This window comes from Sphingomonas oryzagri (assembly GCF_029906645.1).
GTDB classification, from domain to species: Bacteria; Pseudomonadota; Alphaproteobacteria; order Sphingomonadales; family Sphingomonadaceae; genus Solisphingomonas; species Solisphingomonas oryzagri.
Genome location: NZ_JARYGZ010000001.1, coordinates 2,437,522 through 2,449,492 on the forward strand (window position 1 = coordinate 2,437,522; position 11,971 = coordinate 2,449,492).

The 11,971-nt window shown below is 67.3% G+C and carries 12 protein-coding genes and 1 tRNA gene; 10 read left to right on the top strand and 3 right to left on the bottom strand.

Annotated elements, in window-relative coordinates; all coding sequences use genetic code 11:
- Positions 1-6: 6 nt before the first annotated feature.
- Together QGN17_RS11715 and QGN17_RS11720 are read right to left on the bottom strand one after the other, a co-directional pair.
- On the bottom strand, positions 7-1,530 hold the full coding sequence (locus QGN17_RS11715) for a tyrosine-type recombinase/integrase (RefSeq protein ID WP_281044666.1): 1,524 nt from the start codon (positions 1,528-1,530) through the stop codon (positions 7-9).
- 269 nt (positions 1,531-1,799) lie between these two features.
- Positions 1,800-1,889, bottom strand: a tRNA-Ser gene (locus QGN17_RS11720).
- Between the two features lie 126 nt (positions 1,890-2,015).
- Between QGN17_RS11720 and hspQ the strand changes: the two genes are divergently transcribed.
- From hspQ to QGN17_RS11770, 10 genes are all read left to right on the top strand, one after another.
- Entirely contained in the window at positions 2,016-2,408 is a 393-nt protein-coding gene (hspQ, locus tag QGN17_RS11725) for a heat shock protein HspQ (protein WP_281044667.1), read from the top strand.
- A 198-nt stretch (positions 2,409-2,606) separates the two neighbouring features.
- Positions 2,607-2,975, top strand: a complete 369-nt coding sequence (gene rplU / locus QGN17_RS11730) for a 50S ribosomal protein L21 (RefSeq protein ID WP_281044668.1) — start codon at positions 2,607-2,609, stop codon at positions 2,973-2,975.
- Between the two features lie 22 nt (positions 2,976-2,997).
- Positions 2,998-3,267: a 50S ribosomal protein L27 gene (gene rpmA / locus QGN17_RS11735; protein ID WP_281044669.1), complete on the top strand. Its 270-nt coding sequence runs from the start codon at positions 2,998-3,000 to the stop codon at positions 3,265-3,267.
- 189 nt (positions 3,268-3,456) lie between these two features.
- Positions 3,457-3,975, top strand: coding sequence for a GNAT family N-acetyltransferase (locus tag QGN17_RS11740; RefSeq protein WP_281044670.1), 519 nt, complete (start codon positions 3,457-3,459; stop codon positions 3,973-3,975).
- 121 nt (positions 3,976-4,096) lie between these two features.
- A complete protein-coding gene (gene obgE / locus QGN17_RS11745; protein WP_281044671.1) occupies positions 4,097-5,152 on the top strand; it encodes a GTPase ObgE in 1,056 nt (351 codons plus the stop codon).
- Between the two features lie 66 nt (positions 5,153-5,218).
- A complete protein-coding gene (gene proB, locus QGN17_RS11750; RefSeq protein ID WP_281044672.1) occupies positions 5,219-6,343 on the top strand; it encodes a glutamate 5-kinase in 1,125 nt (374 codons plus the stop codon).
- Positions 6,340-7,266, top strand: a complete 927-nt coding sequence (locus QGN17_RS11755) for an NAD-dependent epimerase/dehydratase family protein (protein ID WP_281044673.1) — start codon at positions 6,340-6,342, stop codon at positions 7,264-7,266. The genes proB and QGN17_RS11755 overlap by 4 nt, the downstream gene beginning before the upstream one ends.
- Positions 7,267-7,346: 80 nt before the next feature.
- Complete coding sequence (locus tag QGN17_RS11760) at positions 7,347-7,595, top strand: acyl carrier protein (protein ID WP_022689382.1); 249 nt, start codon at positions 7,347-7,349, stop codon at positions 7,593-7,595.
- Positions 7,592-8,857: a serine palmitoyltransferase gene (gene spt, locus QGN17_RS11765; RefSeq protein WP_281044674.1), complete on the top strand. Its 1,266-nt coding sequence runs from the start codon at positions 7,592-7,594 to the stop codon at positions 8,855-8,857. Before QGN17_RS11760 ends, spt begins: the two co-directional genes overlap by 4 nt.
- Before the next feature lie 174 nt (positions 8,858-9,031).
- A complete protein-coding gene (locus QGN17_RS11770; RefSeq protein ID WP_281044675.1) occupies positions 9,032-11,035 on the top strand; it encodes an ATP-binding protein in 2,004 nt (667 codons plus the stop codon).
- A gap of 34 nt (positions 11,036-11,069) precedes the next feature.
- Here the strand turns inward: QGN17_RS11770 and QGN17_RS11775 are convergent, their stop codons facing one another.
- Positions 11,070-11,963 (bottom strand): hypothetical protein, encoded by an 894-nt coding sequence (locus tag QGN17_RS11775; protein WP_281044676.1) that lies wholly within the window; start codon positions 11,961-11,963, stop codon positions 11,070-11,072.
- Positions 11,964-11,971: the final 8 nt, after the last annotated feature.

Below are 11,971 nucleotides of genomic sequence, written 5' to 3' on the forward strand. Positions count from 1 at the left end.
TCCTGATCAGACCGCGCTTGCCAGATAATCGAGCCAAGCAGCAGGGCTTAGCGCGCGGCGAACGATCTCGAGCTTGACGGTCGCGGCCTTCGAGGCCTGGGACGAAACCTTCGCAGAAGCGAGCGTCGTCGCAAGGTCGCCGTCGCTGGTCAGCGACCAGTCCTCGACAAGCCGCATGAAGCGGCGGTCATGCGACTGCCCCCAAGGAAGTGCCGCGTCGTCGGGAGACCGGCAAGGATCTCCCCACCCGGACCCGCACAGCGCGCAGCGCGCATGGGAGAGCAGCGCAAGCAGTGACGTCCGCTCCTCCTCCGTGGGATAGAGCCCCTGGGGCAATACCTCCGGACCAGCGGCGACCGACGTCTCCGGCGTTCCGGCGCAGAAGCGACCCCATTGCTCCATCAGGCGCCGGCGCTTGAGAAAGAGGTCGCCCCGACGATAGGCAGCCTCCGACTTTCCCGGGATTGCGTGCGCAAGTGCCATTTCGCAAACTTCGTTCGAAAAGTTGGTGGTCTCCGCCGCCCAGTCGCGAAAGGACGACCGGAAGCCGTGGACCGTGACCAACACGTCCATGCGTCGAAGGATCATTGCCATGGCCATGTTGGAAAGGGGCTTCTTCTTCGGCCCTTGCGTGAAGACGAAGGCAGAACCCGTCTTACGTCCGATCCGCTTGAGCAAGGCGATCGCGGGGGCAGACAACGGCACGCGATGATCCTTGGCCGCCTTCATGCGCTCGCCCGGGACCGTCCAAAGCCCCTCGTCGAGATCGAATTCCTCCCAACGGGCCCCGATCACCTCCCGCGTGCGGGCGGCCGTAAGGATGGTGAACTCGAGCGCGCGCGCAGCGTCGCCGGATCGCTCGCCGAGCTTCTGCAGGAAATCCGGCAACTGCTCGAACGGAAGTGCGGTATGATGGCCGCGGCCGCGCGATCGCCGTTTGGGCAGGATCTGGTCGAGATGCCCTCGCCAGCGCGCGGGATTGTCTCCGTCGCGCAGGCCCATGGCCTTTGCGGAATCGAGGATCTTCTCGATCCGACCGCGCAGCCGGTCCGCTGTTTCCGGTGTTTCCAGCCAGCGAGGCTTGAGCACGCGCACGACGTCATCGGTCACGATCTCGTGGATAAGCTTCTTGTGAAGCGGAGCCGCATAGACCGTCACGGTCATGACCCACTGCTGGGCGTGCTTCGGATTGCGCCAGGTCGGCGTCATCGTTTCGAGATACGCGGCCGCATAGTCGCCGAAGGTGGTCCGGCGCTCGGCCGCCTGTCGGACGCTGCGCGGATCCTTGTCGACGGCGAGCGCCTCCCGATACTCCGTCGCCTGGGTGCGTGCGGCAGCGAGCGGCACGTCGCGCACGGCTCCCAGCCCCAGTTCGAAGCGCCGTCCATGACGCGTATAGATATAGGCCCAGCGCTTCTGGCCGCGCGTGCCTATGATGAGGTTGAGGCCGCCCCCGTCGGCATATTTGCCGGGCTTCGAGAGATGCTGTACTTCAAGGGCGGTCAGGCGATTGAGCAGGCGGCGGGTCACGAACGGTTGCTCCATGGCAACCCAACCCGCCTTGGGTGGTGGCTTCGATGTTCGGCGGAGAGGTCTCCAAGCCGTTCGACGGAGAGTTTCGGACCCCCCTTTCGACCCCCCTTTGTGAGGTTGCTACCCCCCTTTTGACCCCCCTTTCGGGCTTTGCTGCCCTGAGACGTCGCGAGATTACCGCAGACGAACCCCGTCATCAAGCATTTGAAATCAGGGGATTTTTGAGACGTCCTGGGACGACTTGAGACATAATGTTGCGGCGAAACTGGCGGAGAGGGTGGGATTCGAACCCACGTTACGGTTGCCCGTAAACCGCATTTCGAGTGCGGCGCATTCGACCACTCTGCCACCTCTCCGCGAGACAAGCCGACGGGCCGGAAAGGCGCCGCATGGTCGTGAGGCGCGGCCATTAGCGGCACTCCACGCGCTTGCCAAGTGGGCTTGCGCTTGTGTCGTACGATTGAAGCCCTAGATAGATACGCATGGACAACAGCCCCGACATCGCCGGCCTCGCCCGCATCGTGCCGGACGCGCTGCTCGCCGCGCCCAGTGTCGTGCACGCGCGCTTCTCGGTGGGCGACGTGGTGAAGCACCGGCTGCTCGATTTCCGAGGCGTGATCTTCGACATCGATCCGGTGTTCGCCAACACCGAGGAATGGTACGAGGCGATTCCCGAGAGCATTCGCCCATCGAAGGACCAACCCTTCTACCACCTGCTCGCCGAGAATGCCGAATCGAGCTACGTCGCTTATGTCAGCCAGCAGAATCTGGTGGCCGATCGCAGCGAGGAACCGGTCGAGCATCCCGCGCTCGATGGCCTGTTCGACGGCTTCGCCGATGGCCGCTATACGTTGCGCCGCGAGCATCGCCATTGACGATCGATGCAGGCGCGGAAGAGCGCCTGCTGCCGACAGGATGATGCTGGGACGGGAGGCTGGGCCGAGGAGTGGGCCGGCACCGCAAACATCATTGACAGACTCACCCGAATCTCTTATGCGGCCGGTCTTTCCGCGCGGGGCCGTGGGGCTTTCGCTCCATTCCCGCGCGTCAGGTCGAGATTAGAAGAGAGAGCCATGTTCGCTATCGTGCGCACGGGCGGCAAGCAGTATCGCGTCGCCGCCGGAGACAAGATCGTCGTCGAGAAGCTGGCCGGTGAGGCCGGTGACACCATCTCGCTGGGCGACGTCCTGTTCGCCGGTGCGGACGGCGAAGCCAAGTCCACCGATGGCCTCGCGGTCTCGGCCAAGATCATCGCGCAGGCGCGCGGCGAGAAGGTGATCGTTTTCAAGAAGCGTCGCCGTCATAACTATCGCCGCCGCAACGGCCATCGCCAGTACCACACGATCCTCGAGATCCTGTCGGTCGGCGGCGCCGAGAAGAAGGCGACCAAGAAGGCCGCCGCGAAGAAGGACGAGGCCCCGGCCGCGTCCGCGGAAGCCTGAGCGCTAGGTAGGAGTAGAAGCAATGGCACATAAGAAAGCAGGCGGCTCCTCGCGCAACGGTCGCGATTCGGCCGGTCGTCGTCTCGGCGTGAAGAAGTTCGGCGGTCAGGAAGTGATCGGCGGCAACATCATCATCCGCCAGCGCGGCACCAAGGTGTATCCGGGCGTGAACGTGGGCATCGGCAAGGACCACACCCTTTTCGCGACCGCGGAAGGCCGCGTGCGCTTCCACGATGGCAAGCTCGGCCGCAAGTACGTATCGGTCGACGCCATGGCGGAAGCCGCCGAGTAACATCGGACGATTCTCACCGGATCGTCCTACGGGCGATCCGGGCTTCGCGACCAGCGGAGCGTACAGGGAGACGGGTCGCCCCGGCTCCCTTTTTTTGTTTCTCCCTGCAAATAATCTGTCGTTCGCCCGTAACTTATCGTCGTTAGGCGCGTTCTGGGCGGGCGTGGGAGAGGCATAGAGAATACCGCCATGTTTGCACGAACCGAACGGCTGCTGCTGCGGCCGGGTTGGGGCGAGGACGCCCCGGCCCTTTTCAATGCGATCGCCGACGAGGCGATCATCGACAAGCTGCCGGGCACGTCCTGGCCGTATCGCGCGGAGGATGCGGAAGCCTTCCTGTTGCGCGATCGGGGGCATGACGATCTGCCGGAACTGCTGATCTATGCCCGGACGCGCGGCGCGCCGAAGCTGGTCGGCGGCATCGCGCTGCGCGAAACCGGCAGCGACGAAACGGCCGAGCTCGATTACTGGATCGCGCGGCCCTGCTGGGGGCTGGGTTTCGCCACCGAGGCGGGCCAGGCGGTGGTCGGCATGGCCAAGGACGGCCTGCGCATGAAGCTGCGTTCGGGCCATTTTCCGGACAATCCCGCCTCAGGACGGGTGCTGGAGAAGCTCGGCTTCCAGCCTACCGGAGAAGTCGAGAAGCGCTGGAGCGCGGTTCGCGGGCAGGAGGTCGATTGCCTCATGTACGAGCACCGGCCCAACTGACGCCGCAAGGGTAGCGCCCGAGGCCGAATCCGGCTAAGGGCGCGCCTTTCGTGACGAGTTCATCCCGCCATCCCGACATTTCGGGGCGCGGTCCCTCGTCCAGACGGACCCGCGAACGCTCATGCACTTTCTCGACCAGGCCAAGATCTTCATCCGTTCCGGTGCCGGCGGCCCCGGCGCGGTCAGCTTCCGGCGCGAGAAGTTCATCGAATATGGCGGGCCGGACGGCGGCAACGGCGGCAAGGGCGGCGATATCGTGTTCGAGGCGGTGCCCGGCCTCAATACGCTGATCGACTTCCGCTACACCCAGCATTTCCGCGCGCCGCGCGGCAAGGGCGGCTCCGGCTCCAATCGCACCGGACCGGGTGGCGACGATCTCGTCATCCGCGTGCCGGTCGGCACCCAGCTGATCTCGGACGAGGATGGCGAGACCGTCCTCGCGGACTTCGTGGAGTCTGGCCAGAAGCAGGTGTTCCTGCGCGGCGGCGACGGCGGGCGCGGCAACGCCAGCTACAAGACCTCGACCAACCGCGCGCCGCGCCAGCACGGCCCTGGCTGGCCGGGCGACGAGATGTGGGTGTGGCTGCGCCTCAAGCTGCTGGCGGACGCCGGGTTGGTGGGGCTTCCCAATGCCGGCAAGTCCACCTTCATCAACTCGGTGAGCAACGCCAAGGCGAAGGTCGGCGACTATCCCTTCACCACGGTGCGCCCGCAGCTCGGCGTGGTCAGCCATCGCGATCGCGAGTTCGTGGTGGCGGACATCCCCGGCCTCATCGAAGGCGCTGCGGATGGCGCCGGCATCGGCGACCGCTTCCTGGGCCATATCGAGCGCTGCCGGGTGCTGCTGCACCTCGTCGATGCGACCGGCGATGACCCGATCGAGGCCTACCAGATCGTGCGCGAGGAGCTGTCCGCCTACGGCAATGGTCTTGAGGACAAGACCGAGGTGCTGGCGCTCAACAAGATCGATGCGATCGACGCCAAGACGAAAGCGAAGCTCATCAAGGCGCTGAAGAAGGCGAGCGGCGTCGAGCCGTTCCTGCTGTCCGGCGCGACGGGCGAAGGTTTGCCCGCCGTCCTCGATGCGCTGGTCGAGGCGATCGGCCCGGTCGGCCCGTCGCTGGAGAGCGTCCAGACGAGCGCAGCGGACGAAGAGAAGCCCTGGTCCCCATTGTGACACGGCGCTGTTACCCCTAAGCGGGCGCATCCGTTTTTCCTGTTTCGCCGGTTCCTGCCCAACCCGATGACTCGCGCCGATCGTTTCGCCCCCGCCGCCTGCCCGACGCTGGTCGTGAAGATCGGTTCGGCGCTGCTCGTCGCGCCCGACGGGCATGTCCGGCGCGACTGGCTGGCGGGCGTCGTCTCGAACCTCGCCGAGCGGCACAAGGCTGGCCAGAAGATCATCATCGTGTCCTCCGGCGCGATCGCGCTCGGCGCGCGGCGGCTCGGCCTGCCTGGCGGCGGACGCGCCAGCCTGGAGGATGCGCAGGCCGCCGCCGCGACCGGCCAGATCGCGCTGTCGCATTGCTGGGCGGAGCTGCTCGGCAGCCACGATCTCACCGCCGCGCAGATGCTGCTGACGCTCGACGATCTGGAGGATCGCCGCCGCTATCTCAACGCGTCGGCCACCTTCGGGCGGCTGCTGGCGCTGGGCGTGGTGCCGGTGGTCAACGAGAACGACACGGTGGCGACCGAGGAAATCCGCTTCGGCGACAATGATCGCCTCGCCGCGCGCGTGGCGCAGGCGGCGGGCGCGCATGGCGTGATCCTGCTCTCCGACGTCGACGGCCTCTACACCGCCAACCCGCAGCGCGACCCGCAAGCGACGTTGATCGAGGAGGTGCCGAGCCTCGATGCCTCGGTGATGGCGATGGCCGACACCGGATCGGCGTCCGGCATGGGATCGGGCGGCATGGTCGCCAAGCTGCTGGCGGCGAAGATCGCCCATGCCGGCGGCGCGCACCTCGCCATTGTCGGCGGCAAGCAGGACGATCCGCTAGGCGTCTTCGCCCGCACCCATCGCGGCACCGTCTTCCCCGCCCCCGCCCGATCCGGCGCGCGCAAGGCTTGGCTGAAGGGCCGCCTGACCGCCAAAGGCCGCATTCTCGTCGATGCCGGCGCGGCGAAGGCACTGGCGGGCGGCGCCAGCCTGCTCCCGGCCGGGGCCACCGGCGTGGAAGGCGCGTTCCGACGCGGTGACGTGATCGACATCGTGGTGGCCGGACACGCTATCGCACGCGGTCTCTCCGAATATGATGCGGGGGAGGCGCTGTTGATCGCGGGCAAGCGCTCGGCCGATCTCGCCGCGATCCTCGGCCATGCGCCCCGCGCGGCTCTGGTGCATCGCGATCACATGGTGCTGCTGTGAGGAACCGCCATCGCACGCTGGCCGTCACGGGCGGCACCGGCTTCGTCGGGCGCCACCTGATCGACGCCGCGCTGGCGCAGGGCCACCTCGTCCGCGCGCTCACCCGCTCGCCGCGCCCGCCGCGCGACGGGGTGCAGTGGATCTACGGATCGATGGAGAAGCCGCTCGCGCTCTCCCAGCTCGTCGCGGGCGCCGATGCGGTGATCCATGTCGCCGGCGTGGTCAGCGCGCCGAGCCGCGAGGAGTTCGCGATCGGCAATGTCGAGGGCACGCTCGCCGTCGTCGATGCCGCGCGCGCGGCCGGTATCCGCCGCTTCGTCCACGTCTCCTCGCTCGCCGCGCGCGAGCCGAAGCTCAGCAATTACGGCTGGTCCAAGGCGCGGGCCGAGATCATCGTCGCGGCCTCCGCGCTGGACTGGACGATCGTGCGCCCGCCCGCCGTGTTCGGCCCCGGCGACCGCGAGATGCTGGAACTGTTCCGCGCCGCCGCGCGCGGCCTCGTGCCGCATCCGCCCGGCGGCCGCCTGTCGGTGATCGCCGCGCAGGATCTGGTCCGCCTGCTGCTCGCCGTGCTGCCCGACGACGACGAGAGCCAGGCCGCGATCTACGAGCCGGATGATGGCCGCCCCGGCGGCTGGGCGCACGGAGAGTTCGCGCAGGCGATCGGCATGGCGGTCGGCCGGCGGGTGCGCGCGCAGCCGGTCCCCGGATGGGCGATGCGCGCGGGCGCAAAGATCGACGCGATGGTGCGAGGCCCCAACGCCAAGCTCACCGACGACCGGGTCAGCTACTTCCTCCACGACGACTGGGTGGCCAATCCGGAGTTCCGCCCCCCTGCCCACCTCTGGCGTCCGCAACTGGCGACGCTCGACGGCCTCGCCGTGGCGGCGGAAAGCTATCGCGAGGAAGGTCTGCTCAAATAGCGGCAGGCGGGCCGCAGTCCCGCCCCATCCCCGCCGCAATCGCTTGGCAGGCCGCGCCCACGCCATTAAGGACATCGCCCATGACAACGCGCGACGAAACCTTCGCCCGAGTGAAGGAACTGATCGACCCCTTCAACAAGAAGGGCATCGAGCTCTCCGAGGGCACCCGCTTCGCCCAGGATCTCGAATGGGACAGCCTGACCGTGATGGATTTCGTCGCGGCGATCGAGGACGAGTTCGACATCATCATCACGATGAACATGCAGGCCGAGATCGAGACGGTCGGCCAACTCGTCGATGCGGTCGAGAAACTGAAGGCCAAGGCATGACCGACGCCGGCCTCCTCCCCGAAGACAAGCCGGTCGATGCGCTGACCGGCGCCCATACCGCCGATCTCTTCTCCAAGTTCGATCCGCTGATCGCGGAGCGCGAGGCGCTGCTGGCGACGGGCGTGCGCGATCCGTTCGCGATCGTGATGGAGAAGGTGCTCTCGCCCACCGAGGCGATCATCAACGGCAAGCCGACCATCCTGCTCGGCACCTACAATTACATGGGCATGACCTTCGATCCCGACGTGGTCGAGGCCGGACGCCAGGCGCTCACCGATTTCGGTTCGGGCACCACCGGCAGCCGCGTGCTCAACGGCACCTACTCGCCCCACAAGGATGTCGAGGACGCGCTGAAGGAGTTTTACGGCACCTCGTCCGCGATGGTGTTCTCGACCGGCTATCAGGCTAATCTCGGCATCATCTCCACCCTCGCCGGCAAGGGCGACTACATCATCCTCGACGCCGACAGCCACGCCTCGATCTACGACGGCTGCTGGCTGGGCAATGCCGAGATCGTCCGCTTCCGCCACAACAGCGTCGAGGATCTCGACAAGCGCCTCGGCCGCCTGCCCAAGGAGGCCGGCAAGCTGGTGGTGCTGGAAGGCGTCTATTCGATGTTCGGCGACATCGCGCCGCTGCCCGAGATGGTGGCGGTCGCGAAGAAGCACGGCGCCATGATCCTGTGCGACGAGGCCCACGGCATGGGCTTCTTCGGCGAGCATGGCCGCGGCGTCTACGAGCAGCTGGGCTGCGAGGACGATATCGACTTCGTGGTCGGCACCTTCTCCAAGTCGGTCGGCACGGTGGGCGGCTTCTGCGTCTCCAACCATCCGAAGTTCGAGGTGCTGCGGCTGGTCTGCCGCCCCTACGTCTTCACCGCATCGCTGCCGCCGAGCGTGGTCGCTACCGCCGCCACGTCGATCCGCAAGCTGATGCATGCCGGCAACAAGCGCGGCAAGCTGTGGGACAACAGCCGCCGATTGCACAAGGGCCTCAAGGATCTCGGCTTCAAGCTGGGCACCGAAGATGCCCAGTCCGCCATCATCGCCGTCATCCTGCCCGATCAGGAGCAGGCGGTCGGCATGTGGCAGTCGCTGCTGGAGCTGGGCCTCTACGTCAACATGGCGCGCCCCCCGGCGACGCCCGCCGGCACTTTCCTGCTGCGCTGCTCGCTCTGCGCCGAGCATCGCGACGAGCAGGTGGCCGACATCATCGAGATGTTCGCGAAGGCGGGCCGGCACGTGGGCTGCATCCCAGGCTGATCGCCTCGTCATTGCGAGGAGCGTAGCGACGAAGCAATCCATGAGCGCGACACCTGTGGCGGTGGATTGCTTCGCTCCGCTCGCAATGACGATGATAGATCACGGCGCGATCGTTACCGTTTCTCATTCTTCATTATCCTTTCGGTAACCATTTCCGGCATAGAATCGGAAACCATGAGCATGGGGGTTATCGATCCTGTGGATGAGGGCGCCGGCGCACGGCGCTGGCTGTCGCCGCTGAACCTCGGCGTGCTGGCCGGTGCGCTGATCGCGGCGACCATCGTGGTCGTCCTGATCTTCCAGGCCAGCGCCTCCAATCGCCAGCGCGACCGCGCGCTGGAGCTGGAGCGTCACAGCTACGACGTGATGCTGGTCACGCGCTCGGTCGGCACGTCGATGGCCAGGGCGGAAGCCTCGCTCGGCCGCTTCGCGACCAGCGCCGATCGCGGCATGGGCACCAGCTACTACAATGCCTGGACGGATGCCGGCGCGCAGATCGCCCAGCTCGAGACGCTCGTCGGCAAGGATCCGACTGAGGTGCAACTCGTCCACCAGCTGCGCGATCTCTACACCGCGCGTGGCCAGGAGCTGGGCCTCACCGCGCAGCGGGCTTATTACAAGCAGGGCTGGCCTGCCCTGCTGCTATTCAACAACGCCGGCCATTCCAAGCTGATCGGCCAGATCGACAAGACGCTGGCCGCGATTCAGGAGCATGAGAGCGGCAAGCTGCAGAACCGCTTCGACCTTTCCGACGCGGCGGCGAGCGAATCCAATCATGTCGTGAAGTTGCTGTCGCTGACCGGCCTGTTGCTCGTCACCTGCGGCATCGGCCTGGCATGGCTGGCGGGCCTCGCGCTCGTCACCCAGCGCCGCGCCCAGCGCGAGACCGAAGAGGCCGAGGACCGCAATATCTGGCTGGAGCAGGCCGTCGCCGAGCGCACCCGCGAGCTTTCCGAATCCAATGCGCTGCTCAACCGCGAGATGGCCGAACGCGAGGCCGCCGAAGCGCGGCTGCGCCAGATGCAGAAGATGGAGGCCGTCGGCCAGCTCACCGGCGGCATCGCGCACGATTTCAACAACATGCTGGCGGTGGTCGTCGGCGGTCTCGATCTCGCGCGCCGCCGCCTCCAGGTCGAGGCGGACGAGGTCGGTCGCCATATCGACAACGCCATGGAGGGCGCCAACCGCGCCGCCGCGCTGACCCGCCGCCTGCTCGGCTTCGCGCGCGCCGAACCGCTGCTGCCCGAGGCGATCGACCCGGCCAAGCTGATCGACGGCATGTCCGACCTGATCGACCGCACGCTCGGCGAACGGGTGATGGTGACGACGCGGCTGGCCGCCGGCGCCTGGCCGATCTGGGTCGATCCGCTGCAGCTCGAAAACGCCATCCTCAACCTTGCGGTCAATGCGCGCGACGCGATGAACGGCGCGGGCCGCCTGGAGATCGCGGTCGACAACGTGACGCTGACGGAAGGCCAGGTCGGCGAGGCCAAGGCCGGCGACCATGTCCGCGTCGCCGTCACCGATACCGGCTGCGGCATGACCCCGGAGGTGCTGGAGCGCGTGTTCGAGCCGTTCTTCACCACCAAGGAAGTCGGCAAGGGCACCGGCCTCGGCATGAGCCAGATCTTCGGTTTCGTCCGCCAGTCGGGCGGCGACATTGCGATCCGCTCGACGCCGGGCGAAGGCACCACCGTGTCGCTGTATCTTCCGCGCGGGCAGAAGAATGCGCCGGCGGACAGTATCCAGATGCCGCAGCTGCGCCAGGTGCCGGCCGAACCGATACCCGCCGTGCTCACCGGCGAGCCGGTGCTGATCGTCGAGGACGATCCGCGCGTGCGCGTCGCCACCACCTCGGCGATCACCGAACTCGGCTACCGCCCGCTGGCCTGCGCGAGTGGCGAGGAGGCGCTGGCGCTGCTCGAAGGGCATGACGACATCCACCTGATGATCACCGACGTGGTGATGCCCGGCATGACCGGCCCGGAAGTCGCAGCTCAGGTCCGTGCGCGGTTTCCGCATGTCGGCGTGCTGTTCGTGACCGGCTATGCCGGAGAAGCGGGCGAAGGCGGTGAGCTGGAGGGCGAAGCGGTGCTGCGCAAGCCGTTCACGGTGGCGGCGCTGGAGCGTGCGGTCGGCGACGCGATGGTACGCGCAAGACCGGCCCACGCGGCGTGACCTTCATCCTCCCCATCTGCGATGGGGAGGATTTTTACCGCACCGCGCCCTTCGCGAGCAGCTTCGGCAGCAGGGTGATCGCGCCCAGGATCGGCCAGCGACGCTGCCACGGCCGGATCTCGATCTGCGTGCCGGCGTGACGGTTGATCTTCCACGCGAGGTAATCGATCCCGCCCGCAAAGGTGGCGCTGGCCTTGGCGAGGCGGAGAAGCGTCAGGCGTTTGCCGCGACGCTGCGTGCGGCGCCAGCCTTCCAACGCATCAGCCCGTCCCTGCGAAACCGAAAGCCCCCTCGCCGCGTCCAGCACCGCCGGCGTGAAGCGCCGATACCGCTCCGGATCACTGTCCACGATGCTGCCCGACCGGGTGCCGCGCTCCGCCCGCAGTTCGGCCGCATAGGTGAGCGCGAAGGCCGCGCGCCAGATGTCGAGCGGATCGGTCGGCTCGGAGGTGAGCGTCGGCAGGGTCCGCGCGATCAGCGTGGGTGCGGCCATCGCCGTGGCCGAGATCGCGGCCTCTCGCGCCGCCTCGTCTGCAACCCACGCCAGCCGCGCCGGCTGCGCGAAGCGTGCCCATACCGAGGGATTGTCCGTCGCCGGGCCGCACAGCCGCGCGAAGTCCGCCTCGCTCAGCACCGCATATTTGCAGGCGAGATCGTCGGCCTCGAACGGGAAGACGTTGGGCGGGATCAGCCGGTTCGCGCGCGCCAGCCAGCTCTTGCCGTAGGCCGCGCGATAGTCCGAGACGATCAGGTAGAAATCGAGCATCAGCCCGTCGAGCTGCTTCTCGCGCAGGCATGATCCGTAGAACAGCACCGCCCGCGCAGCTTGCCGGTAGCGCGCCGCCACCGCCACCGCGAGGCGCGCAGCGCGCGGATCGACCGGCTCGGCCAGTTCGGCCGCGACCAGATCGCGCAAGCGTTCGGTCACCGTACCCG